This is a genomic window from Arthrobacter sp. 01T425 (assembly GCF_056398725.1).
On sequence record NZ_JBFTPY010000014.1, the window covers coordinates 64,585 to 88,474 of the forward strand.

The following is a 23,890-nucleotide window of genomic DNA, read 5'->3' on the forward strand; positions in this document are numbered from 1 at the left end:
CCGGTTCCCTCCGTATTAGGAGCGCTCGACCAGATCCCGTTCCAGATCGACGTCGAACTCCGGATCCGGCCACTGCAGCTTCAGCCCTTCCAGGGCGTCCAGCATCAGCTGCTGCACCGCGATGCGGGCGTACCACTTCTTGTTGGCCGGCACGACGTACCAGGGCGCGATGTCAGTGGCCGTCTTCTCGAACGCCTCCTGGTACGCATCCATGTAGTCGTTCCAGAAGGCGCGCTCCTTGAGGTCGGTGCTGCTGTACTTCCACACCTTGGTTTCGTCATCCAGCCTGGCGAGCAGCCGGTCCTTCTGCTCGTCCCGGCTGATGTTGAGCATGACCTTGACCACCGTGGTCCCGGCTGCCGCCTGCCTTGCCTCGAATTCGTTGATGGCCTTGTAGCGCCGCTCCAGTTCCTCGGGACTTGCCCAGCGGTGGACCCGGTGAATCAGGACGTCCTCGTAATGCGAGCGGTCAAAGACGCCCACCATGCCGGCCCCCGGCACTGCCTTCTCGATCCGCCAGAGGAAATCGTAGGATTTCTCCTCCGGGGTCGGCGCCTTGAAGGACTTGAGCTGGACACCCTGCGGGTCCATCTGGCCCATGACATGGTTGACGATCCCGCCCTTGCCTGCGGTATCCATCGCCTGCAGGACCAGCAGGATGCGCTTGGTGCCGCCGAACCGGGATTCGGCGAAAAGCTGCTCCTGCAGGGTGGTCAGCTTGCCATCGAGCTCTGCCAGGAGCGCCTCGCCGTCGGATTTCCCGCCCGGGTAGCCCGGGGTGGAGTCCGGGTCGCAGTCCTTCAGCTTGAATTTTTTTCCGACCAGCAGCGTCTCGGCGGGGTGCCGCTCGAACATCACAGCATCTGTCATGGAAAGCCTCTTTCCAGTTTCGTGCAGCCGCTGCGCGGGCGAGTTCCCGAGCTCCGCTGCTGACCGAAGCCTAGTTCCCCTTATACCGGCTCAGGAAGTCCGCCATGCGGTTGATTGCTTCCTCGAGGTCCTTGACGTTCGGCAGCGTCACCATCCGGAAGTGGTCCGGCCGGACCCAGTTGAACGCCCTTCCGTGGGACAGGAGAATCTTCTGCTCGCGGAGCAGGTCCAGGACAAATTTCTCGTCGTCGCGGATGTGGTAGACCTCGGGGTCCAGCTTCGGGAACAGATACATGGCCCCGCGCGCCTGCTGCGTGCTGACGCCCGGGATGGCGTTGAGCATGTCATAGGCCTTGTTCCGCTGTTCCAGGAGGCGCCCGCCGGGCAGGATGAGGTCGTTGATGCTCTGGTAGCCGCCGAGGGCGGTCTGGATGGCGTGCTGGGCCGGCACATTGGCGCAGAGGCGCATGTTGGCCAGCAGGTTGATGCCCTCGAGGTAGTCCGCGGCGGCCTTTTTCGGCCCGGAGATGGCCATCCAGCCGGCCCGGAAGCCGCAGACCCGGTAGGCCTTGGAGAGCCCGCTGAAGGTCAGGCACAGGACATCGTCGCCGGTGAGCGAGGCGAGGTTTACGTGTACCGCGTCTTCGTAGAGGATCTTCTCGTAGATCTCGTCGGCGAAGAGCACCAGGCCGTGTTTCTCCGCGAGGGCAACGATCTTCTTCAGCGTCGCCTTCGGGTACACCGCACCTGTCGGGTTGTTCGGGTTGATGACCACGATGCCCTTGGTGCGCGGCGTGATCTTCGCTTCCATGTCCTCGAGGTCGGGCTGCCAGCCGGATTCCTCGTCGCAGAGGTAGTGCACGGGTTTCCCGCCGGCCAGGGCAACCGAGGCCGTCCACAGCGGGTAGTCCGGGGTGGGGATGAGGACCTCATCGCCGTCGTCGAGCAGGGCCATGAGCGACATTGTGATCAGTTCGCTGACGCCGTTGCCGAGGTAGATGTCATCCACGTGGATGTTCTGGATCCCGCGGGTCTGGTAGTACTGCGACACGGCGGTGCGGGCCGAAAAAATGCCGCGCGAGTCGCTGTAGCCCTGGGCATGCGGCAGGTGGCGGATCATGTCCACCAGGATCGCGTCCGGCGCTTCAAACCCGAACGGGGCCGGGTTTCCGATGTTCAGTTTGAGGATGCGATGACCCTCCGCCTCCATCTGCTGGGCGGCCTGAAGAATCGGTCCACGGATGTCGTAAAGGACATTATGAAGCTTGGTGGACTGCTTGAATTCTGCCATTCATCAAATATGCCATATGGAGGATGTACTTCCGCTGAGACATGACTCACACACGGGCGCCGCAGTAACAACAACGACGCCGGTGCCCGGGCTGTAAGCCCGGACACCGGCGTCGCAGGGTCGCCAGTGGCCTACTGCTGGGCGAGGCCCTTTTCCTTCAGCCACGCGTCGGCGGCATCTTTCGGGTTCTGCTTCTGGCTGCCGCTCACGGCACGGTTGAGGTTGATGAGGTCTTCCGTGGTGAGGACCTTGGACACCGCGTTGAGCGTTTCCTTTGCCTTGTCCGTCATCTTGGCCGAGTTGTACAGCGGCAGCACCTGCTGGGCGATGAAGTTGTTCTTCGGATCCTCCAGCACCACGAGGTCGTTGTCCGGGATGGACGGGGTGGTGGTGTAGATGTCGGCGACCTGGACCTGGTCCGAGAGCAGCGCCTTGAGCGTGACGGCGCCGCCGCCGTCGCTGAACGGCTCGAGTTTCTTGGGCACACAGTTGTAGTTCTTCGCCAGGCCCGGCAGGCCGTAGGCGCGCTCGGCGAAGGTCGCCGGGGCGCCGATGACGAGATCGCCGCAGACCTTCGCCATGTCTTCGATGGACTTCAGCTGGTGCTTCTCGGCCGTGGCCTTGGTGACCACCATGGCGTCCTTGTCCTCAGCCTTGGAGGCATCGAGCACGGCCAGGCCCTGCGGGAGCTTGGTCGGGAGTGCCTTCGCGATGTCTTCGGCGGAGACCTCGGTGGCGTCCTTGTTTACATACAGCAGCAGGTTGCCGCTGTAGTCGGGAACAACGTCCACCGAGCCGTCCTGGACTGCTTTGATGTAGACCTCGCGCGAGCCGATGTTCGGCTTGGTGCTGGCGGTGACGCCCGCGGCGTTCAGGGCACCGGCGTAGACCTCGGCCAGGATCTGGCTCTCGGGGAAATCAGCCGACCCGATCACCAGGGCACCGCCGGAACCGGAGGCGGCACCGCTGCTGGCCGGGGCCGAGCTCAGCGGGTTTGATGAGCCTCCGCAGGCGGACAGGGCCATGGCCAGGCCGACGCCGACGGCCAGGCCGCCGAATGCGCGCCGGCCAAGGCCTCGTTGGCGGGATTCCTTCATGACGTACCTCCTTGAACAACAGTCTCCGCGATCACGGGGTCTGTGAGATCAACCGCAGCCTGCTGGCTGCGGTTCGGCTTGGATGAGGCGCCCCGTGACAGGAACAGCCTCTGAATAAGGGCAAGGATAAGGTCGACGCTGATGGCAAGGGCGGCGATCAGCAGCGAGCCTCCCAGCATTTGCGGGAAGTCGGAGAGCACGAGCCCGTCGAACAGGTAACGGCCCAGGCCGCCCAGGTTGATGTAGGCGACCACGGAAACGGTGGCGATCACCTGGAGCACCCCGGTCCGGAACCCGCCGTACATCACCGGCAGCGCGTTCGGGAATTCCGCCCGGAACAGGACCTGCCACTCGGTCATGCCCATGGCGCGGGCGGCATCCACCACGTTGCGGTCGACGCTGGAGATTCCGGCGTAGGTGCCGGCGAGCAGCGGCGGCACGGTCAGGATCACGAGAGCCCAGATCGGCGGCATCAGCCCGATGCCGGCGAGCAGGACGAACAAGGTGAGCAAGCCGAGGGTGGGCAGGGCGCGCAGTGCGCCCGCGACTGACACGATCGCAACCCGCCCGCGGCCGGTATGCCCGACGAACAGGCCGATCGGGACGGCGATGGCGATGGCGATCACCATCACCAGGCCCGTGTAGAACAGGTGTTCGGCCAGGCGCACCGGGATTCCGGCACTGCCGGACCAGTTCTCCGGATCGCTGAGCCAGGCAAAGGTGTCCGTGACGACGTTATTCACGCGTTTCCCCCTCCGGTCTTGGGACGCGAAAACCGCATCGCCGCCGCGGCGGGGCCAGTCCTGTCCGGGCCCGCGCCCGAACCGGTGCCGCCACCCGTGGCCGCCGCGGCCCGGGTCCAGGGCGTCAGCAGCCGTTCAAGCAGCACCAGGACGGCGTCCATCAGCAGCGCCAGGAGAAGGATGGCGATGATGCCCACCACCACTTCGGTGACGAAGTCACGCTGGAGGCCGGAGGTGAAGAGCATTCCGAGGTTGCCGATGCCAAGCAGTGCCGCGACGCTGACCAGCGAGATATTGCTGACCGAGACCACGCGCAGCCCGGCGAACAACACCGGCAAGGACAGCGGCAGGTCGATCTGCATGAAGCGGGCGAAGGGTTTGAACCCCATGGCGACGGCGGCCTGCCGCAGGTCCTCGTCCACCGAGTCGAAGGCATCCAGCGTGGCGCGCACCAGCAGGGCGATGGCGTAGATGGTCAGGGCCACCACCACGTTGACCGGATCCAGGATCCGGGTTCCGAGGATGGTCGGCAGGATGATGAAAAGCGCCAGCGAGGGGATCGTGTACAGCAGCGAGGACCCGGTGAGCACCAAGGACCGGAGCCCGCGGCTCTGCCGGGCGAGCTGGGCCAGCGGAACGGCTATGAGGACCCCGAACACCATCGGCAGGATGGCCAGGATGAGGTGCTGGCCGGCGAGGCTGAAGACTTCGGCCCTGTTGGCCAGGAACCACTCCATCAGAGCCCTCCGTGCCGGACGTTGCGGTCTGACTCGATGACGGCGAGGACTTCGGCGGCTCCGATGACTCCGGCCACCCGGCCGTCGTCGTCCACGGCGACGCCGAGGCCCGAGGGTGAGGACAGGGCCGCGTCCAGTGCCCGGCGGAGCGTGTCCCCCTTCCGGAACAGGGAGCCTCCGGGAACCATCGCCGGGGCGGTTCCGGTGGCGCTGCGGGGCCCGGCCCAGCCCAGGGGCCGGAGAGCGTCGTCGACCACCAGCTGCCATTCATCGGAGCTGCCCTCACCCCTGAGCTGATCGGGCGTGAGAGTGGGGACGGGGTGGATGGTGACACCGTCCGAGGGGCTGAACGCAAGGTGCCGGAACCCGCGGTCACGGCCCACGAAGGAGGCCACGAACTCGTTTGCCGGGGCCCGCAGGATCTCCGCCGGGGCGGCGTACTGCGCCAGCTTGCCGCCGACGGCGAACACGGCCACTTTGTCGCCCAGGACGGTGGCCTCGTCGATGTCGTGGGTGACGAAGACGATCGTCTTGGCCAGGTCGTGCTGGAGCCGGAGGAGCTCCTTCTGGAGTTCGTCGCGGACCACCGGGTCCACGGCGCTGAAGGGCTCGTCCATGAGCAGCACCGGAGGATCGGCCGCGAGTGCCCGGGCCACTCCTACGCGCTGCTGCTGTCCGCCCGAGAGCTGGGACGGGTACCGCTTGCCGAGCGAGGAGGCCAGCCCGACGACGTCGAGCAGTTCCTGGGCGCGCTTGCGGGCGTCGGCTTTGGACACGCCGTTGAGCCGGGGAACGGTGGCGATGTTGTCCAGCACGGAGCGGTGCGGCATCAACCCGGAGGACTGCATGACGTAGCCCATGGACCGCCGCAGCTGCGCGGCAGGGATTGAAGTGACATCGGCCCCGTCCACGGTGATGACGCCGGACGTGGGCTCCACCATGCGGTTGATCATCCGCAGGGACGTGGTCTTACCGCAGCCGGAGGGTCCGACGAAGACAGTGATGGCGCCCTTATCGATGGACATGGTCAGCCCGTCAACGGCGGCCTGACCGCCCTGGTACTGCTTGGTGACGTTCTGGAACTCGATCATGGCTTCGGCCATTTCCGGGCTTACCTAACTGTTGGCGGCAACATTGGTCGGGCCAGCGCACGGTTCGTCAGTGTGCTGGCCATAAAGCAGTTAGCTCATAGACTAACCAGCACCCCGGACTATGTCAGCGGCGCGGGGCTCCCGTAAGGCTTCGGAAGCACAACGATTTTGGATGGGTGGCGCGCCGGAAATCCTTCCGGCGCGCCACCGCGGCCCTTGTCTCACCGGGCGGTGTGCTTCAGCGGGGCCGCCGTGCACCCTTCGCGCCACTGTTATTTCTGGTATTTCCGTCCTGGCGGCTCTTTCCGCCGCCGTGCGCGTTCTCGTGGTTGTCCCGTTCGGCCGACCGCTGGCTCTTGCCCGCTACGACGATCTTCTGGTGCCATTCCCGCTGGTAGGCGCGCCGCGCGGCCGCGTCGTGGCGGCGCGCCAGGGCGGCGAGTTCGCGTTGCAGCTTCAGGTAGCTGGCCCACCGGCGGTCCTCCAGTACGCCGTCGGCGAGCGCCGCCTGCACGGCACAGCCGGGTTCCCGGCCGTGCGCGCAGTCCGAGAAGCGGCAGTGCTCGAAGAGCTCTTCGAGGTCGCCGAACATCTCCTCCATTCCTCCCTCGGCGTCGAAGACCCCGAAGCCGCGCACCCCCGGCGTGTCCATCAGGACGGCGCCGCCGGGCAGGGGAACGAGCGCGCGGGACGTGGTGGTGTGCCTGCCCTTGCCGTCGCCCGCCCGCACTGCCCCCGTCTCCTGGGCCGGGACGCCGGCGAGGGCATTGATGAGCGTGGATTTTCCGGCGCCGGAGGGCCCCAGCAGCACCAGCGTGCCGCCGGGCGGCAGATGGCCCAGCACTTCGTCGAGGCCATCGCCGTTCTCGGCAGAGGTGGTGACGACGTCGACGCCGGCTGCCTGGCGCACGACCGTCGCCACGACGTCGTCCGCGAGGTCCGCGATGTCCGCCTTCGTGATGATCACGAGCGGTGTGGCACCGGAGTCCCACGCCGCAACCAGGGTCCGTTCGAGCCGGTTGTGCGTGAGCGGACGATCCACGGGAACGACGATCCCGACGACGTCCATGTTGGCGCCAAGGACCTGCGCCTCGGACGAGGCCTCGAAGGCACGCTTGCGGCTCAGCTCCGAGTGGCGGGGCAGGATGCCCACGATGGCGGGTTCCCCCGCCGCGTTCGGACCCAGCCAGACCCAGTCCCCGGTGGCGGGAAGCTCCCCGCCGCGCGGGTAGGGCAGGTGGGCGGTTCCGCCGCCCTCGGCCACCAGGACGAGGTTGCGGTCCACCCGGATGACGCGGCCCGGGCGGTCGCCGCCCGGCACCGGCTGGGCCGCGAACCGCTCGGCGACGCCGGCGGTGTAGCCGTAGAGGACAGGACCCTCGGGGCCAGCCTCGTCGGAGGGCCCGGCCACATGAGGCACAGATGAATGAGGTTCGGATGAATTGGTAATGAGGGCGCTGCCGGCGCCCCGGGATGCAGGATGAATGGTCAACGAAAACCCTTTGGTGGGGCCCCGTGGTGCGGCGCATTGCGGGCGGCGGAGGTTTGGATGCCGCGCGCGGAGACTAGCGCTCGATGGCTAGGCTGCGCCGTGGGACGGGGCAGGAGTAATGACATGGCTTGTATCGGTGCGCTGCGCGCTCAGAAATATCGCATTCATTGCTTCCACCTCCCCGTCGATTGCCGGCCTGCTGCGGCCGGCGGTTTCTACAGGATAGCCATGGTGCCCGTGCCTGGCCAGCGGTTTAGCCGGAAAGTTTTCCGTTCAGCGGCCGCTCACGGTACAGACGCAGCCCGGCATCCACGAGCGAGACCCGGTTTAGCTGCGCCACCTCATCCAGTGGAATCCAGGCCGCGTGGGTGGTGCTGCCGTTCACTTCGTGACGCAGTTCCCCGCCCGTGATCGTCGCCTCGTAGACCAGCCGGAGCGACTGGAAGTCCCGTACGCCGCCGTCGAGCCGGACTTCGGACGGCCAGTGCCCGACGTCGATCCCGAGCATGGCGCCGACCTCGGCGTCGTAACCGGTTTCCTCGTGAATCTCGCGTCGGCACCCGTCCACCGGGTGTTCGGCCAGGTCCAGGCCGCCGCCGGGCAGCGTCCAGCCCTCGCGGCCGTCCTGCTTCCAGTACGCCAGGAGGATCCCGGCATCGCGGATGATTACGGCGTAGGCGGCTGGCCGGGTGTCGAATTGCATGCTCATCCCCCCAGCGTAGTGGCCGGAGGATTGCCTCCGTCTAGCCCTGTTCCGCCACCAGCTGCAGCACCCCGAACACCGGCTCCTGCGCCAGGACCCGGACATCGGTGATCCCCGCGGCGGCCAGTGCCGTGCGGAACGACTCCTGGAGCCCCGGCACGTTCATGCCGAGTCCGCCGCCCAGAATGACGGGGCCCTCGATACCGAGCTGCCGGACGGTCTGCGCGGCGAGGTCGGCGAGGTCGCGCCCGGCCTGCTCCATGAGGGCCCGGCTCGGCGCATGCCCGGCGTCTGCAGCCTCCACCACGAGACGGGCCTGCTGGGCCCAGAACCGGCGACCGGTCTCGGGCGAGTGGAACATGGCGATCAGCTTGTTCGGGTCATCCACCCCGCAGGATGCCAGCAGGGCAGTGGAGAGTTCGTCGGGTTCCAGCCCCTGGTTCATCCGGCGCAGGCTGTGGCGGACTGCCTCCCGGCCCAGCCAGTAGCCGCTGCCCTCGTCGCCGAGCAGGTAGCCCCAGCCACCGGCCCGGGCCTCCTCGCCGCGACCATTCTTGCCCCACGCGGCCGATCCGGTGCCGGCTATGACGGCGACGCCGGTGCTGGCGCCGCCTGCGGCAAGCAGCAGCCGGGAGTCGTGGACCACCGTGATCCGGGCACCGGGCACGTGCGGGGCAATCAGTGCCGCGAGCGCCGCGGCGTCGTCATCGGTGTCGATGCCGCCGGCTCCGGCGTAGACCTCGGCGACGTCTCCCCCGCCGATCCTGGCGAAGAGTTCCGCGAGGTTGAAGGCGGCTTCCTCGGGGCTGACGTTCTGGACATTGGAGCTGCCCACCGATTCATCGGCAACGGGCGCGCCGTCCTCGAACCTGACGCCCCGGGTTTTGGTGCCGCCGATGTCCAGTCCGATCACGGCACCTGTCCTCGCCGTAGCAGATGGCGTGGTGGAAGATGGAACGGAGTCCGCCGCCGGCGGCATATCAGTGTTAGTCACTGGAACAGGTTACTGAATCGCTGCAAGGAGCCCGCAATGCCCCACGATCTTTTCGGCACACCCGTCATCGCGGCGCCCATGGCCGGAGGCACCTCCACACCGGCCTTCGTCGAGGCCGTACACCGGGCCGGCGGGCTGGGCTTCCTCGCGGCCGGCTACAAGAGCGTGGCGGCCATGCAGGCGGAAATCCGCACCATCCGGGAGTCCGGCGCCCGGTGCGGCATGAATGTGTTTGTCCCGGATCCGGCCCAGCTGCCGCCCTCCGCGGCGGTGCTGGCGGAACTCGAGAATTACCGGCAGCAGCTGCGCACCGACGCCCGGCGCTACGGCGTCGAGCTTCCGCAGTTGCGGCTCGACGACGACGACGAATGGCAGGGAAAGATCGATGCCCTGCTCTCAGACCCCGTGGAGCTGGTCAGTTTCGCCTTCGGGCTGCCCGGACCGGACGTCGTTCGGGCCCTGCAGCGGGCGGGGTCGGCGGTGCTGGCCACTGTCACCAACGCGGCCGAGGCCGTGCAGGCGGCAGGGCAAGGCGTGGACGCCCTCGTCGTGCAGCACGCGAGCGCCGGCGGACACAGCGCGGCCTTCCTTCCGGCCCCGGAGCCGGCTGACGCGGCGCAGCCGGGCGGCACGACAGCGGAGCCGGGCGGCACGACGGCGGAGCTGCTCGCCGAGGTGCGGTCCGCCGTCGACCTTCCGCTGGTGGCTGCGGGCGGCATCATGGATGCGGCCGGGCTGGACGCCGTGCTGCGTGCCGGGGCCGTCGCAGCCCAGCTCGGCACCGCGTTTCTCCGCACTGACCAAAGCGGCGCCAAACAGCTGCACAAAGATGCCCTGGCCGATCCGCACTTCACCCGAACCCGGCTGACACGCGCCTTCACCGGCCGGCAGGCCCGGGCCCTGGAGAACGAATTCGTCCGCGACCACCCCGAGGCGCCGGAGGCCTACCCTGTCGTCCACCACCTCACGGCGCCCCTGCGGGCCGCGGCCACCGCAGCCGGCGACGCGGAACGCCTGAACCTGTGGGCGGGCACGGGCTGGCAGAAGGCACAAGCCGGACCCGTGGCCGGCGTCGTGCAAGGGCTGCTCGCCGGCCGCTGAGCGCAGCAGCAGCCCCCGCCGACCCCCTCAGGACCCCGACCATCGGAATCCGGCCGGACCTGGCCGAACTCCGAAGTCGCCGGAAACGTGCCAAACCGCCGTCACTTTACGGCGACCTCGGGGCCAACCGGCGACCGGAGCGCACCGGCCTGAGCGCACGGGCTCCGGCTCGGCCTCAGCGCACCGGCCCGGCTCAGCCTGCCGAGCGTTCGCGCACGAAGCCTGCCAGGAGCGCCGGACCGTCGCGGAGCACGAATTCGCGGAACAAGCGCACGGGATCGGACTCGGGATCGGCCACGGCATTCCGCGAAACCGGCTCCCGCCAAGCGAGGCCGATCTCGCGGAACGCCAGGACTGAATCCAGGGGAATCTCCACCCAGCCCGGTCCGCCGTCGTCGGCTTCGGTGCCCCGCGACGGGTGGTGGCTGTTTTGTGCGGCTCTGCCGGGTGCGGAGCCGCCGGGCGGCAGAATGCTGACGCCGAGCCCGGCCGAGACGAGGCCGCGGACGGTGTGCGAGTCCTGGCTCTCGAAGGCAATGCGCGGGCGGAACCCCGCCTCCCGGAACAACGCGTCGGTCAGCGAGCGCATGCCGTAGCCGGACCCCATCGCCACGAAGGGCTCCTGCCGGATCTCGGCAACCTTGGCCCGACGGCGGCCGGCCAGGGCATGCCGGTGGTGGACCACCAGGCGCAACGGTTCGCGGTACAGCGCGGCCGAACCGATTCGCTTGCTGGGTGTGGCAACGGGTGCCGTGAGCGCCACGTCGGCGGAGCCCGCGGCCAGTTCCGCGAGGCAGCCGTCCCGTGCACCCTGGCTGAGGTCAAAGGCAGTCTGCGGGTGCCTGCTCCGGAACGCACTGATGAGCAGCGGCAGCATTGCCTCGCCGAAGGTGTGCTGGAACGACACGGCGATCCGGCCGCGGACCACCTCCGACTCGTGCCTGACGCTGTCCAGCCCCGTCTGGAATTCGGCCAGGGCAGCCTCGACGTGGGGCATGAGCGCCTTCGCCGCGGGCGTCAACCGCACGCCCCGGCCGTCCCGGATCAGCAGCTCCGTCCCCACGATGGCACTGGCCCGCGCAATGGCACGGCTCACGGTCGACTGCGGCAGGCCCAGGAGCTCGGCCGTCTCGGTAATGTGCTCCGTCCGCCCCAGTTCCGCCAGCATCGGCAGCAGGGGCAGCAGCTGCACGAGCTGCCTGTGTTCGACGTCCATGTTCCCCTCCGACACTGATCCATATTTGCTATCTATTCTATGGAAATCATGCATTGGAAGCATCCCTCGGGCAGGCTTTAGCCTGAAGGCATGCCACGCATTTCCGCACCCACCGGCACCGGCCCACGCCCCGCGGCCAAGGACGCAGCCAATCTCGCAGCTGATTCTGCAGCCAACGCTGCCGCATGGGCTGGCCATCCGAAGGGCTCCACGGCCTACCGCCGGATCCTCGCCGGGCTTGCCTTTGCCGGCGTCGCAACCTTCGCCCAGCTCTACGCCACCCAGGCGGTGCTCCCGCTCCTGGCGGCGGATCTTCGCGTCTCGGCCGCCGAGGCCGCGCTGACCATCTCCCTGGCAACGGTAGGGCTGGCCCTGACGGTGCTCCCCTGGTCCTTCCTGGCCGACCGGATCGGCCGGGTCCGGGCAATGATGTGGGGCATCTCAGCGGCCACCGTCCTGGGCCTGCTGGTCCCCCTGGCCCCCAGCTTCCCCGTGCTGCTGTGCCTGCGGATGCTGGAGGGAATGGCCCTCGGCGGCATCCCGGCGATCGCGATCGCGTATCTCAACGAGGAGGTCAACAAGGCCCACGCCGCCGTCGCCGCCGGGAGCTATGTCGCCGGGACCACCCTGGGCGGCCTGGCCGGCCGGCTGGTCGCCGGACCCGCGGGTGAACTGTGGGGCTGGCGGGCCGCGGCCCTGGCGGTCTCCGTTCTGGCTAGCGGAGCGGCAGTCCTGTTCCTTGTTCTGGTGCCCCGGGCCAAGGGCTTCACCGCCGCGGCCGCGGGCGGCTTCCGCGGGGCCTTTCGCACGCTGGCCGGCCATGGCCGCAATCCCCGGCTCCTGGCCCTGTACGTCCAGGCATTCCTGCTCATGGGCGGTTTCGTGGCCGTCTACAACTACCTCGGATTCCGGCTGTCAGGGGAGCCGTTCAGCCTGCCCGCCACCGCGATCAGCCTGATCTTCCTGGCCTACCTCTCCGGAACCGTCTCGGCGCGCTGGGCAGCGGGCCTGACGTCGCGGTTCGGCCGGCGCACCGTCCTGATCGCCGGCACCGCACTGATGGCAGGCGGCCTGGCCCTGACGCTCACGGAACAGCTGGCCGCGATCCTGGCGGGATTGCTGCTGTTCACGGGCGGCTTCTTCGCGGCACACAGCATCGGATCCGGCTGGACCGGGCTGATCGCCACGACGGGCCGGGCGCAGGCCGCCTCGCTGTACAACCTTGCCTACTACCTCGGCTCCAGCGTGCTTGGCTGGGCCGGCGGCCTGGTCTTCCAGCGGTTCGGCTGGACGGCCCTTGCGCTGACGGTCATCGGACTGGCCGGCGCGACGGCGGCAATCACCGCCGTCGCGCATCCCGCGCCGGTGCCCGCAACCGGCACCGCGGCCGCCGGCAGGGTCACGGCATCGGGCTAGGCACCGGACCCTCGGGCTACTGCGTTGCCTCGATCGCCTGCACGAGGTCGGCGACGATGTCGGCCGGGTCCTCCAGCCCCACCGAGATCCGCAGCAGGTTCGCGTGCGGCTTGGCCGCGGCTTCGACCGGCCGGTGGGTCAGGCCGGCCGGGTGCTGGATGAGGGTATCAATCCCGCCGAGGGACACGGCGTGGGTGATCATGCCGACGGCGGCCGGGATCCGCTCGGCGTGCTCGGCGCTGGCGAGTTCGAAGGCCATGAGCGATCCCGGCCCGGACATCTGTGTGCCCACCAGGCCCTGCGGGTCGCATTCGGCCAGTCCCGGGTAGTAAACCCGCCTCACGAGCCCGTGCCCTGCCAGGGCAACCGCGATTTTTTCGGCGCCGGCCTGCTGGGCGCGGACCCGGACCGGGAGCGTTGCCAGCCCGCGGTGCAGCAGGTACGCCGGCCACGGGGTCAGGATGCCGCCGGTCACGGCCCGGATCTGGCGCAGGCGCACTGCCCATTCAGAGCCTGCGGCCACCACGCCGCCCATAGCGTCCCCGTGGCCGCCCAGGAACTTCGTGGCGCTGTGCAGCACCATGGCCGCGCCGTGCTTGAAGGGTTGCTGCAGTACCGGGCTGGCGAAGGTGTTGTCCACCAGGAGCGGCACACCGTCGGCGGCGGCTGCCACGCGGGCGATGTCCACCAGCTCGAGGGTCGGGTTGGCCGGCGTCTCGAGGATCACCAGGCCGGTGTCCGGCCGGAGGGCGGCGCCGACGCCCTCCGGCGTCGTGAAGGTGACCTCGTTGCCAAGGACGCCGGAGGCCAAAAGGTAGTCGCTGCCGCCGTACAGCGGGCGCACGGCGACAACGTGCTTCTTGCCCGCGGCCACAACCGCGAGGAGCACGGCGCTCAGCGCCGCCATTCCGGTGGCAAAGGCGACAGACTCGGGCGTGCCTTCCAGGACAGCGACGCCTTCTTCGAAGCGTGCCACCGTGGGGTTCCACAGCCGCTGGTAGACCGTGCTTTGCCCCTCCACATGTGAGCCGCCGGTGGCCATGTGCTCGTAGGCAAGGCCTCCGTCGTGCACGGACGGCAGGGGCGCCGTCGTGGACAGATCGATGGGCACCGCGTGGACGCCCAGTTCCGTGAGCCCGCTCCGGCCTGCGTGGACCGCCAATGAATCTTGAGAAAGCACCCTTGCTCCTTACGAATATTCACCATTGAATTCCGCAAGTATCTGGCAATAATTCGCGCTTTTGTAGAGGTTCTGAATGGAACTGTCGGATAACGCCGTTTATGATGAACGGAGAACACTACTAGGAGGATCCGTGAGCAGCACCGCGAAGAATGTTCGGCCGGGAGCCAGCGAGCCGCTGGACGCGATCGACGAGCGCCTGCTCGCTGCCCTCGTCGCGGACGCCCGCATCTCGAACAAACAGCTGGCAGAGCTCGTGGGGATCGCGCCGTCGACCGCGCTGATGCGCACCCGCGCCCTGTCCGAGCGCGGCATCATCGAGGGCTTCGAGGCCAATCTGAGCCTGTCCGCGATCGGGCGTTCGGTCCAGGCCCTCATTGCGGTCCGGCTCCGGGCCCATGACCGCGAGCAGATCGACCGTTTCACTGCCCGGGTGCCCAAACTGCCGGCAGTGCTCTCGACCTTCCACACGTCCGGGTCAGTGGACTACCTGCTGCACATCGCCGTCGCCACCACCGAGGACCTCCGGGACTGGGTTCTGGACAACCTGGCCACCGACCCCGTGGTGGGCCACACCGAAACCACGCTGGTCTTCGACCACATCCAGGGCAACCACGGCCCGCTGCCCTAACGGGCCCGGCCGGCGCAGTTAGACCCGGCGCAGTCAGACCCAGCGCAGTCAGACCCTGCGCAGTTAGCCCCGGCGCAGTGCGCTTCGCAGCGTAACGGCCGCCAGCGTCAGCGCGGCGGCGGCGCACACCGTGACGAAACCGGCGACGGCGCTCTGCAGCCCGACCATCCCGGCCGCGAGCCCCAATCCGATCACCGGGAAGGCGCTGCCAAGGTACGTGATCACATAGACGGTGCTGATGATCTGGGCGTGCCGCGCGGCCTCCACCCGGCCGGCAACATCGTTGAACACGGTCCGGAAGGCCACGCCCTGCCCCACGCCGGCAGTGATACTGGCCAGAATCAGCAGCCACGGGCTGCTCCAGGCGGCGGCCGCGGCGATCAGCAGGACGGAGACGCCCAGGACGGCCAGGCCGGCGGACACGGCAAATCGTCCCCGGATGGCCAGCAGCTGGCTCAGGGCTGAGGACCCCAGCGTCAGCCCTGCCAGCAAGCCGATCAGCGGTCGCGAATCGGCGTGGACAATCTGGGCGAAATAGCCGGGGGCGAGCGAGAGGCAGAAGCCAAAAACGGTGAAGCTCAGGAAGCCCACGGACGACGCCAGCCAGAAGGCGCCGCGCGCGTCGCTGGAGACCGAGGGCCGCCGCGGTGCCAGGACCCGCAGGGTCTGGGGACCGGCGTGCAGGCTGATGGCGGGCCGCGCCTTGAGCAGGTACAGGGGCACCAGCACGGCGGCGAGGACGATGGAGTGCAGGTAGTACGGCGTCGACGTCGGGCCCGGCAGGAGGGACAGCATTCCGCCGATTGCGGGGCCGGCCGCCACCCCGCCGGCGGAGGCCAGGAGTGTGAACCGTGAGGCCCACTCCGGCCGGCTGGGCAGCAGCTCGCGCAGGGCAGCCGAGCTGGCCCCGGTGGCGAGCGCTACGGCGACGCCCTGCAGGGCGCGCCCGGCGGAGAGCGCCACGAGGTTGCCCGCGGTGGCGAAGACAAAGCCGCCGGCCAGGCCCACCAGCACTGCCAGTACGAGGGCGGCGCGGCGGCCGATGTGATCGGACCAGTGGCCGGCCAGGACGAGTGTGGCCACGAGGGCCAGGACGTAGGCCGAGAACGCCACCGTGACATCGAGCGCCGTGATTCCGAGTTTTGCCTGCAACAGCGGGTACAGCGGCGTCGCAAGATTCGCGCCGACCAGCAGCGTAAAGATCACAACCCCGGCCATCACGAGCCGTGCGGTGGTGGAAGCGTCCCAGCCCCAGCGGTCAGCTGTGGCCGGGCGCATGCGGAGTTCGCTAAAGACTGTCATGGCCGTGCCCTTGCATGAAATCGGGCCGCATGCGTTCCCTGTGGGGAACACCGACGGCCCGGTCGAAAAGATTGGTACCTACAGAATGCAATACCAATGATCTGGATGGCCAAGTTCTGTGCCAAAATTGAGCAAAACAGTCATTCTCAGACTGCTCAAGTGAACCGGAGTGATGATTTGAACAGTCTGGACCCCACCGACCTGAAGATCCTGCTGGAGCTGATCCGGGATCCGCGGATCCAGATCGGCGAGCTCAGTGACGCCCTGGGCATCGCCCGGAACACCGCCCAGTCGCGCGTGCGGCGCATGCTGCGCTCCGGTGTGCTGCACGACGGCGGCCGTGAAATCGATCTGGAGGCGGTGGGGTACGACGTCGTCGCCTTCGTGACGATCGAGGTCAACCACCGGGAACTCGACGGCGTCGTGGGGGCCCTGCGGCTGATCGCCCAGGTTCTGGAAGTCCACGAGATCTCCGGGCGCGGCGACGTCTGGTGCCGGGTGGTGGCGACGGATACGCACAATCTCCAGGCGGCCCTCCGGTCGATCCTTCGGATCAAAGGCGTCATCCGCACCGAGACCGTCCTGGCGCTGCACACCCATATCCCGTACCGGACCGAGCCGCTGATCAGCCGGCTCGCCCAAGGCAACGCGCTCGCCCCCGGCCGGTCCGCGTCGCGGCGGGCCGGGGGCGCCGAATTCCAGGTGGACAAAGGATAATGTCCCGGTGACTATCATCGACAACGCCGTCTACGTTGACGGCATCCGCAGCGCCGAGCCGCGGAACCTCGAGCAGACTTTTGAGACCCTGACCGAGCACGGGGGCATGGCCTGGATCGGCCTGTACCGGCCGACCACTGAGGAAATGGCGGCCGTGGCGGCAGAATTCAACCTGCACGGGCTGGCGGTGGAGGACGCGATCTCTGCCCATCAGCGCCCCAAACTGGAACGCTACGACGACAATCTGTTCACTGTGCTCCGCCCCGCCAGGTACCTGGACGAGACCGAAACCGTGGAGTTCGGCGAGCTCCACGTCTTCACGGGGCGCAACTTCGTGGTCACCGTCCGGCACGCCGAGACGAAAGTCGTGGGCCAGGTCAGGCGCCGGATGGAGGGCCGGCCCGATCTGCTGCGCCACGGGCCCGAGGCCGTCCTGTACGCGCTCATGGACCAGGTGGTGGATGACTACGGTCCCGTGGTAGCCGGGCTGGAAAACGACATCGACGAGATCGAGGACCAGCTCTTCAGCGGCGACCCCCTGGTGTCCCGGCGGATCTACGAGCTCGCCCGTGAAGTCATCCATTTCCAGCGCGCCATCCACCCGCTCCCGGCAATGATGCAACAGCTCCGCCGGGGCTTCGAGAAGTACCGGGTGGACATCGAACTGCAGCACAGCCTGCGCGACGTCGAGGACCACGTGGAGCGGCTGATTTCCCGCGCCGATTCGTTCCGTGACCTGCTGCAGAATGCGCTCACCCTGGACGGAACCCTGACCGCCAACCGCCAGAACGAGGCCAGCGCGGAACAAAACGAACAGGTCAAGAAGATCTCGTCGTGGGCCGCGATCTTCTTCGCGCCGACATTTGTGGCCGGACTGTATGGCATGAACTTCGACAACATGCCGGAGCTGCACTGGACGCTTGGCTACCCGATGGCAATCACGCTCATGGCCGGCACGGCGGCGCTGATGTACGCCATCTTCAAGAAGAAGGGCTGGCTCTAGCCAGCGGCGCGGCGGTTCCGGACCTGGACCATGAGCCGTCGGAACGCCAGGACGAACACGACCTCGATCAGCACCATCAGCCCGAGCAGCAGCCACTTCCCGCTGCCGATGAAAACGATGGCTCCGGTGAGGACCAGAATGCTCCCCAGCGCCAGGGAGTAGACGGCAAATCCGAGGGCTACCCTGGCGCTGCGGACGCCCGTGCGGAAGCCGAAGCCCTGCGGTTTCCCACCGGGGTACCCGGCAACCCGGTCCGGACCGGCGGGCTGGAGCTTGTCGAACTCCTCCCACGGGTCGCGGTCCTGCTGCTGATTGGTCATGGTTCCATTATCCCGCGGGCCCGGAAACGCCGCGCCCCTGAGACCGAACCGTTGGACACTTTCGCGCTGAAACACTTTCGCGCTGAAGCATTTTGGTGCCGTCACGACGACGGGGCCAGGACCAGTGGTCCGGGCCCCGTCATTGCATGCCGATTGGGCTACTTGCTGTGGCCGTGCCCGCCCGAGTCGCCGCGCTTGCTGGTCTTGGCGGCGTGATCGCTTTCAAGACCGGCCGGAGCGGCACGGTGCTCGGCGGCCTTGGCCTGGCTGGCCGCGCGGTGCTCGGCGGCCTTGGCCTGGCCGGCGGCGCGGTGTTCAGCGGCGTTGGCCTGGCCGGCGGCGCGGTGTTCAGCGGCGTTCTGGTGTGCCCATCCGCTGTTGCCGTTCGATGCGTGGGACGCGTCGGCTTCCGGCGCGTCGGCCGAATCCTTCGCATCGTCTTCGGCGGGCGCCGGGGCCGGAGCAGCGGGGGCCGGAGCCGGGGCAGCAGGCTCCTGAGCGTCCGCGACCTCTTCCGCGCCATGGTCGTCCGCGTTCTGGTCGTCCGCGACCTCTTCCGCGCCCTGATCTTCCGCACCCTGATCGTCCGCGTTCTGATCGTCCGCGTCCGCCTCTGTGCCCTGATCGTCCGCCTCCTGGTCATCCGACTCAGCCGGATCGCCCGGTTCAGACGATTCAGACGATTCGTGATCGGCGGCTTCCTGGTCGCCCACTACCGGAGTCTCCGACCCGGCCGACCCGACCGGCTCAGAGGTTTCGGTGCCGGTCGCCGTCATGGTTGACGTCGGGTCAGCCGGGAGATTGGTGGTCGCGGTGGCCGCCGCTGCGCCGGCGCCGCCAGTGACGACGACGGAGGCCACTACTACTGCCTTGCCTGTGGTGCCCAGAGCACTAAGCCAGCAGATGATTCCTGCCACGGGAGATTCCTTTCAAAGCGGATAAGAGACCGCTGCCGTCCCCCCGGTCGGCAGCCAGCGCCACACTACCGCTCGGAAACGACCACTTGTCGGCCCTTTAGCCGCTCAGGCCACATCCTGAGCCAATGTTGAGCAAACACTGAGCCTCGGGGCAATCACCACGTCCTTAGGCCGCGCGTACGTCGACCTCGCCGGGTTCTGCGCCGTCGGTGCCGAAGACCAGCTGACGGGTGGCGATCTTTTCGGTGAAGAAGCGGTCGTGGCTGACCACGACGACCGCGCCGGGGAAGTGGAGCAGTGCCCGCTCCATCACCTGGGTACTGGACATGTCCAGGTGGTTGGTGGGCTCATCCAGCAGCAACACCGAGGCCCCGGACAGCAGGCACTGGGCCATGGCGACGCGGGCTTTCTGTCCGCCGGAGAGGTTCCCGATCTTCTGTTTGAGGTCGGCTTCGGAGAACTGGAACATGGCGAGGAACCTGTTGACGGACTTCTTCGTGGCGCTGAAGGCCAGGCTGTCCGGCAGCGCGTTCACCGCGTGCGAAACGGTGTCGGCGTCGTCGAGCTCTTCCAGCATTTTGTTGTAGGAAACAAAACCCGGCCCCTTCGCCCAGACCACTTCACCGGAATCCGCCGGTTCCTCCCCGGTCAGCACTTTCAGCAGCGTGGACTTGCCGCTGCCGTTGGAGCCCAGGACCACAATCCTGTTGCCGCGGCGGATCTCAAAGCTCAGGTCTTCGAACAGGACCTTGTCGCCATAGGACTTGCCCAGTCCTTCGACCCGGCAGAGGACATCCTTCACGTGCAGCCCGCCGTAGATCTCGGTGACGATCTGGTCCACGGGACGTGGTGTCCGCGCTTTCTTGATCTTGGCCAGCTGGTTCCCCAACCCGCGGCTGGCGGCCTTGGCGGCCTCCCGGCGGTCGGCGATGCCCTCCGCCTCAAAAGCCAGCAGCTCGGACTCATGGACGAACTGGGCCTCGAGCGTCTTGAGCCGGAACTGCTTCTGGACCACGTACTCGGCGAAGTTGCCGGGGTACTCGTGCAGGTGGAAGTTTTCCACTTCGATGATCCGGGTGACCACCGCGTCGAGGAACTTCCTGTCGTGCGAGACGATGATCGCGGCGCCGCGGTAGTCGCGGAACCAGTTTTCGAGCCATTCGACACCGGCCACGTCGAGGTAGTTGGTGGGTTCATCCAGCAGCAGGACGTCCGGGCCCTCCAACAGGATCTTGGCCAGGGCGGCGCGGTTGCGCCACCCGCCGGAGAGTTCGTCGATCGCGCACGTGCGGTGGGCGTCGCTGAACCCCAGAGTGGTCAGGACCGTGTCGATGCGCCGCTTGTAATCCCATCCGTCGAGGCGGTCCATGTCCTCGAACAGCTCGGCCTGGCGCCGGATCAGCCGGTCCAGCTCCGCCTCGGCGGGGTCAGCCGCAATGGCGGCGTCGATGGCTGCCAGCTCGGCCTCGGCAGCCTTGATCTCGACAAACAGTCCGTCAAGGACCGCAAGGATGGTTGCCTCGCCGTCGAGCTCGGAAAACTGGGAGAAGTACCCCACCTTGGTTCCCTGCTCCACGGTGATCGTTCCGGTGTCCGGGGAGACCTGGTCCAGGACGAGCTTGAGGATGGAGGTCTTCCCGGAGCCGTTCTTGCCGATCAGGCCCACCCGGTCCCCGGGCTCCAGACGGAAGAACGCCTCGCGGAGGATCTGTGTGTTGTCGAAGCGGACGCTGACGTCGTGCAGCCGGACCAGGCTCACTGCTGCGCGAGACGGTTGCGGACGATTTCGCTGACGGCCTTGCCGTCAAAACGTCCGGCCACCGTGGCGGTGACGGGCTTCATCACTGCCCCCAGCTGACGCATGGACAGCTCGACGCCGTCGGCCTTGAGCGCCGCGATGGCCTCGTCCACGATCGTCTCGACTTCCGCCGCGGTCAGTGGCTTGGGCAGGTAGGCCTCGATCACCTCGGCCTCGGCGATCTCGGCCGCGGCGCGCTCGGCTTCGCCAGCCTCGGTGTAGATGCGGGCCGTGTCGCGGCGCTTGGCGGCTTCCTTTTGCAGGAGTGCGGTCACCTGTGCGTCGTCCAGCACGATTGGCGTCTTGCCCGATTTCTCCCGGGTCTCGATCTCGCCCAGGACGTTGCGCACGGTGGTCAGGGCAACCTTGTTGCGGTCCTTCATGTGGCTCACGACGTCGGCGTGCAGGCGTTCTTTCAGGGTGGTCATAGTTCTCCTCGTGTTGTTAACAAGGCTAGCGGCAGAACCCGTTGGCCCCGATCGCCGAGATGATCCGCTGGGCGTCTTCGTCCGGGAGGGCGGGGACGTCCCCGCTGAACTCCGTCTTTGCGGCAGCGATGAGCTGGTCCGCCGTCGATTGCCCCAGCAGTCGGCCGCACAGGCGGCGGGCCTTGTCGATTGCCTGGTCGTCTGGCAGGCGGGGGTTGATCTTGGCCAGCGCGGCCAGGAGGGCTTCCTGCTGGGCCGGGTCAGGCTTGGGCAGCGACGCCGGCAGGCCCGCCGCAGGGGTCCCGGCGGACGGCTCGGGGCTCGGGGAGGCGGAGCAGGCCGCGGTCAGCAGAACAGACAGCAGGGCCAGGGCGATCGGGGTGGTGTTCTTCATCGGTGGTGGCCTTGTCTGCGCTGGATGTCTGTCTTGGATGCCTGCGCTGGATTCGGCTGCCTTGCCGCTGGATTGCACGATGGTCTTGCCGCGCGGATTGCTGCGCCGGCGCGGCCACGGCGCCGTTCACGCAGGTTCACACCATCTCATGAAAACTCTTTTTTGGCCCGCACCCGGGGTCGCCGGTAGTGCGACACGTTGCGGCTGTTCCAAATGTCGAGAGACTGGCGTAGCGTGACCTTCGTCACATCCGGTTGAGGATTGGTATCGGCCCGCTTCGCTTCGGAAGAAGGAATCCATGGATCGCCGGACTTTTCTCACTGCAATGCTGACTGCCTTGGCCACGACCGGGGCCAGTTCCGCTGCCACACGCCCTAGGCCGATTCCGGCCCTCTTCACACCGTCCCTTGCCCGTACGGCTGCCTCTGCCTCCCGGGCTCTCAAGGGCGCAGCCCACGGCGGAGATGATGCGCTGGCATTGAGGCAAATCCGGAGTCTCAATGCCAGCTGGTACTACTCCTGGGGATCCTCGTATACCGTCACGACCAACCCGGCCTTTGTCCCGATGGTGTGGAGCGCGAATGCTTTGCTCAGACAGGACGCCCTCGGCGACGTGGCCAGGCAACTTCCCCAGACGAGGACCAAACACCTCCTCGCTTTCAACGAGCCGGACCACCCAGGCCAGGCCAGCATGTCTGTCGATGAGGCCATCCGGTTGTGGCCCCACCTTCAATCCACCGGCCTGCGTCTGGGATCTCCGGCCACGGTCGATGTCAGGAGCCCGTGGCTGGACCACTTCATGGCCAGGGCGCGGCAGGCGAACCTCCGCATCGACTTCATGACGATGCATCACTACGGCTCGCCGAACCCAGAGAGTTTCCTGGCCAAGGTCTGGTACTTGCATCACAGGTATGGGAGGCCCGTCTGGGTTACCGAATTTGCCGTTGCGGACTGGCAGGCAACCCCGGCACGCCCCTCTAAGTACACGACCCGTGAGACCGCGTATTTCATGCGGGCTGCGGTTGCCGGCATGCGAGTGATGCCCTTCGTCGAACGGTTTGCGTGGAAATCCAGGGATCCCGGTGACCCCGCCATGGGCCCGTCTTCCCTCTATCAGACGAACGGCCGGCTGACCTCACTCGGCCGGCTGTACGCTTCGCTGTGACTTCCCGTCAACAGTCGGAGAGAGACCCCCCGCTACTTGTCCGTGCTGTTCGGCCCATCCTGTCGGGTGGGAAGCACGAGGAGGGCGTTACTGACGGGACGTTCCGCGCCGCCCGAGGGATATTGAGAACGGCTCCTCCGGCAACTGCTGTTGTGGAACCGCCACCGTCCAGGTTGATCGCATGGACCATTCCAAGGGACGTACCGACGTCGGCATCCCTCACTGTCCGGGCCGCGGCTTAGGCTGGTCGCATGCCGCCAACACCTGCCCAGTCTCCGGTTCCGGTTGAAGTCCTCCTCCACACCGGTCCGGCCGAGTGGTGGCAGATCGTTGCCGCGCTTGCCCCTGTTGCTGTACTCGTAGCGGCGGCCGTGGGAGCGTTCATGGCCTGGCGGACTCTGCGCCAGAAGGCCGTCGCCGACGACCGGGCCGAGTGGTGGAAACGGACCCAATGGGCGCTGGACCGTGCCCTGAACGAGTACGGGGACAGCAAAGCCCTGGGGCTGGCTGCGCTGGACGTGCTCGCCCGCAGCGAGTTGGCCCGCAACGAGGAGCTTGAGCTTCTGGACATCGCGTGGGAGTCCGTGTACGGGGCCGGTGAAAGCACAGGCAGCGGGCAGCACGTCGCTGCGCAAGTTACCGGCTCGGCGGCCCTCTCGCATCACCGGGTTCTGGTCGCCGGCGCCAGGCTGCGCGTCAGACTGGACGACCGGCTCGGCCGCACAACCCCTCCCGGCGCTGCGGCCCTGGCCAAGGAAGCGCTCTAGCCGCGGCTGGCCCTGCCTTCGAGTGGGAGCACCAGGATGACGGCCACGCAGACGCACCCGGCGCCGCAGAGGGGGCAGAGGTAGCCGGCTGCCTGTTGGTCGTCCGCCCAGAAGCAGGGGATCGTCGCCACCTGCGCAAAGCCGGCCCGCTCCAGCATCCCCAGGGAAGAGTGCTGTGGGTCGGCCGAGACCCAGGATGCGGACACGACATCGTGGCAGCCACGGGCCTTCAGAAAGTCCAGGCTGGCCGCGAGCATGATCGAGCCGATGCCCGTTCCCCTGGCTGCGGGCGCGACGACCTTGGGCTTCAGCTCCCCGACCCGGGCCCCGTTCGACGCCGCCCGGGTGCCCATCGTTGCGGCTCCCATGTTTTGCTGCTCGTCTTTCGGGCGTGAGCATGCACCATGGCGTCGCCTTGGTGCGTGCATGGACAACCCGGCCGGTGGCCAACAGGTGCGCCGGCCGGGGCAGTGTCGGACTACGAGTATGTCAGGCCAGCTGCATTTAAGGGCCAGCG

At 67.6% G+C, this 23,890-nt stretch carries 26 protein-coding genes; 7 read left to right on the plus strand and 19 right to left on the minus strand.

Annotated features, from left to right (window positions below; translation table 11 throughout):
- Positions 1-15 precede the first annotated feature (15 nt).
- The 9 genes from AC1DNG_RS15685 to AC1DNG_RS15725 all read right to left on the minus strand — a co-directional run bounded on the left by AC1DNG_RS15685 (position 16) and on the right by AC1DNG_RS15725 (position 9,003).
- Positions 16-870 carry a polyphosphate kinase 2 family protein gene (locus tag AC1DNG_RS15685; protein ID WP_476850328.1) on the minus strand — a complete coding sequence of 285 codons (855 nt, stop codon included), beginning with the start codon at positions 868-870 and terminating at the stop codon, positions 16-18.
- Between the two features lie 70 nt (positions 871-940).
- A complete protein-coding gene (locus AC1DNG_RS15690) occupies positions 941-2,161 on the minus strand; it encodes a pyridoxal phosphate-dependent aminotransferase (RefSeq protein WP_079550274.1) in 1,221 nt (406 codons plus the stop codon).
- 131 nt (positions 2,162-2,292) lie between these two features.
- Positions 2,293-3,258, minus strand: a complete 966-nt coding sequence (locus AC1DNG_RS15695; protein WP_223913874.1) for an ABC transporter substrate-binding protein — start codon at positions 3,256-3,258, stop codon at positions 2,293-2,295.
- Entirely contained in the window at positions 3,255-4,001 is a 747-nt protein-coding gene (locus AC1DNG_RS15700; protein WP_223913873.1) for an ABC transporter permease, read from the minus strand. Before AC1DNG_RS15700 ends, AC1DNG_RS15695 begins: the two co-directional genes overlap by 4 nt.
- Positions 3,998-4,738, minus strand: a complete 741-nt coding sequence (locus AC1DNG_RS15705; RefSeq protein ID WP_230008996.1) for an ABC transporter permease — start codon at positions 4,736-4,738, stop codon at positions 3,998-4,000. The genes AC1DNG_RS15700 and AC1DNG_RS15705 overlap by 4 nt, the downstream gene beginning before the upstream one ends.
- Positions 4,738-5,841, minus strand: a complete 1,104-nt coding sequence (locus AC1DNG_RS15710) for an ABC transporter ATP-binding protein (protein WP_476887723.1) — start codon at positions 5,839-5,841, stop codon at positions 4,738-4,740. Before AC1DNG_RS15710 ends, AC1DNG_RS15705 begins: the two co-directional genes overlap by 1 nt.
- A 226-nt stretch (positions 5,842-6,067) precedes the next feature.
- The gene (gene rsgA, locus AC1DNG_RS15715; RefSeq protein WP_476887724.1) at positions 6,068-7,249 is read right to left on the minus strand and encodes a ribosome small subunit-dependent GTPase A; all 1,182 of its coding nucleotides are present in this window, start codon (positions 7,247-7,249) and stop codon (positions 6,068-6,070) included.
- A gap of 325 nt (positions 7,250-7,574) precedes the next feature.
- A complete protein-coding gene (locus tag AC1DNG_RS15720; RefSeq protein WP_028275721.1) occupies positions 7,575-8,030 on the minus strand; it encodes an NUDIX hydrolase in 456 nt (151 codons plus the stop codon).
- Between the two features lie 34 nt (positions 8,031-8,064).
- Positions 8,065-9,003, minus strand: a complete 939-nt coding sequence (locus AC1DNG_RS15725; protein WP_476887743.1) for an N-acetylglucosamine kinase — start codon at positions 9,001-9,003, stop codon at positions 8,065-8,067.
- 51 nt (positions 9,004-9,054) lie between these two features.
- On the opposite strand from AC1DNG_RS15725, the gene AC1DNG_RS15730 reads away from it, so the two are divergent.
- Positions 9,055-10,119 (plus strand): nitronate monooxygenase, encoded by a 1,065-nt coding sequence (locus AC1DNG_RS15730; RefSeq protein WP_476887725.1) that lies wholly within the window; start codon positions 9,055-9,057, stop codon positions 10,117-10,119.
- A gap of 193 nt (positions 10,120-10,312) precedes the next feature.
- Here AC1DNG_RS15730 and AC1DNG_RS15735 read toward each other — a convergent pair whose 3' ends face one another.
- A complete protein-coding gene (locus AC1DNG_RS15735) occupies positions 10,313-11,335 on the minus strand; it encodes a LysR family transcriptional regulator (protein ID WP_476887726.1) in 1,023 nt (340 codons plus the stop codon).
- 90 nt (positions 11,336-11,425) lie between these two features.
- Between AC1DNG_RS15735 and AC1DNG_RS15740 the strand changes: the two genes are divergently transcribed.
- A complete protein-coding gene (locus AC1DNG_RS15740) occupies positions 11,426-12,751 on the plus strand; it encodes an MFS transporter (protein WP_476887727.1) in 1,326 nt (441 codons plus the stop codon).
- Between the two features lie 16 nt (positions 12,752-12,767).
- Here the strand turns inward: AC1DNG_RS15740 and AC1DNG_RS15745 are convergent, their stop codons facing one another.
- On the minus strand, positions 12,768-13,931 hold the full coding sequence (locus AC1DNG_RS15745) for a trans-sulfuration enzyme family protein (RefSeq protein ID WP_476887728.1): 1,164 nt from the start codon (positions 13,929-13,931) through the stop codon (positions 12,768-12,770).
- Between the two features lie 133 nt (positions 13,932-14,064).
- Between AC1DNG_RS15745 and AC1DNG_RS15750 the strand changes: the two genes are divergently transcribed.
- Complete coding sequence (locus AC1DNG_RS15750) at positions 14,065-14,562, plus strand: Lrp/AsnC family transcriptional regulator (RefSeq protein WP_018773770.1); 498 nt, start codon at positions 14,065-14,067, stop codon at positions 14,560-14,562.
- Positions 14,563-14,625: 63 nt separating this feature from the next.
- Here the strand turns inward: AC1DNG_RS15750 and AC1DNG_RS15755 are convergent, their stop codons facing one another.
- The gene (locus AC1DNG_RS15755) at positions 14,626-15,864 is read right to left on the minus strand and encodes an MFS transporter (protein WP_476858943.1); all 1,239 of its coding nucleotides are present in this window, start codon (positions 15,862-15,864) and stop codon (positions 14,626-14,628) included.
- Between the two features lie 177 nt (positions 15,865-16,041).
- Between AC1DNG_RS15755 and AC1DNG_RS15760 the strand changes: the two genes are divergently transcribed.
- Positions 16,042-16,581, plus strand: coding sequence for an Lrp/AsnC family transcriptional regulator (locus AC1DNG_RS15760; RefSeq protein WP_476859008.1), 540 nt, complete (start codon positions 16,042-16,044; stop codon positions 16,579-16,581).
- A 7-nt stretch (positions 16,582-16,588) separates the two neighbouring features.
- Positions 16,589-17,584: a magnesium/cobalt transporter CorA gene (gene corA / locus AC1DNG_RS15765; RefSeq protein ID WP_230009012.1), complete on the plus strand. Its 996-nt coding sequence runs from the start codon at positions 16,589-16,591 to the stop codon at positions 17,582-17,584.
- Here corA and AC1DNG_RS15770 read toward each other — a convergent pair.
- The 5 genes from AC1DNG_RS15770 to AC1DNG_RS15790 form a co-directional block, all read right to left on the minus strand.
- Positions 17,581-17,904, minus strand: a complete 324-nt coding sequence (locus AC1DNG_RS15770) for a hypothetical protein (protein WP_476850318.1) — start codon at positions 17,902-17,904, stop codon at positions 17,581-17,583. The genes corA and AC1DNG_RS15770 overlap by 4 nt on opposite strands.
- Positions 17,905-18,062: 158 nt before the next feature.
- Positions 18,063-18,821 (minus strand): hypothetical protein, encoded by a 759-nt coding sequence (locus AC1DNG_RS15775; protein ID WP_476887729.1) that lies wholly within the window; start codon positions 18,819-18,821, stop codon positions 18,063-18,065.
- Positions 18,822-18,987: 166 nt separating this feature from the next.
- Positions 18,988-20,580 (minus strand): ABC-F family ATP-binding cassette domain-containing protein, encoded by a 1,593-nt coding sequence (locus AC1DNG_RS15780; RefSeq protein ID WP_476887730.1) that lies wholly within the window; start codon positions 20,578-20,580, stop codon positions 18,988-18,990.
- A complete protein-coding gene (locus AC1DNG_RS15785) occupies positions 20,577-21,047 on the minus strand; it encodes a GatB/YqeY domain-containing protein (protein WP_018773763.1) in 471 nt (156 codons plus the stop codon). Before AC1DNG_RS15785 ends, AC1DNG_RS15780 begins: the two co-directional genes overlap by 4 nt.
- A 25-nt stretch (positions 21,048-21,072) precedes the next feature.
- Positions 21,073-21,441: a hypothetical protein gene (locus tag AC1DNG_RS15790; protein ID WP_476850315.1), complete on the minus strand. Its 369-nt coding sequence runs from the start codon at positions 21,439-21,441 to the stop codon at positions 21,073-21,075.
- Between the two features lie 478 nt (positions 21,442-21,919).
- Between AC1DNG_RS15790 and AC1DNG_RS15795 the strand changes: the two genes are divergently transcribed.
- On the plus strand, positions 21,920-22,606 hold the full coding sequence (locus AC1DNG_RS15795; protein WP_476887731.1) for a glycosyl hydrolase: 687 nt from the start codon (positions 21,920-21,922) through the stop codon (positions 22,604-22,606).
- A 7-nt stretch (positions 22,607-22,613) separates the two neighbouring features.
- On the opposite strand, the gene AC1DNG_RS15800 is transcribed toward AC1DNG_RS15795, so the two are convergent.
- Entirely contained in the window at positions 22,614-22,796 is a 183-nt protein-coding gene (locus AC1DNG_RS15800; RefSeq protein WP_476870502.1) for a phosphodiester glycosidase family protein, read from the minus strand.
- A 61-nt stretch (positions 22,797-22,857) separates the two neighbouring features.
- Between AC1DNG_RS15800 and AC1DNG_RS15805 the strand changes: the two genes are divergently transcribed.
- Positions 22,858-23,373 carry a hypothetical protein gene (locus AC1DNG_RS15805; protein ID WP_476887732.1) on the plus strand — a complete coding sequence of 172 codons (516 nt, stop codon included), beginning with the start codon at positions 22,858-22,860 and terminating at the stop codon, positions 23,371-23,373.
- Here AC1DNG_RS15805 and AC1DNG_RS15810 read toward each other — a convergent pair.
- Complete coding sequence (locus tag AC1DNG_RS15810) at positions 23,370-23,741, minus strand: N-acetyltransferase family protein (RefSeq protein ID WP_476873763.1); 372 nt, start codon at positions 23,739-23,741, stop codon at positions 23,370-23,372. The genes AC1DNG_RS15805 and AC1DNG_RS15810 overlap by 4 nt on opposite strands.
- Between the last annotated feature and the right edge of the window lie 149 nt (positions 23,742-23,890).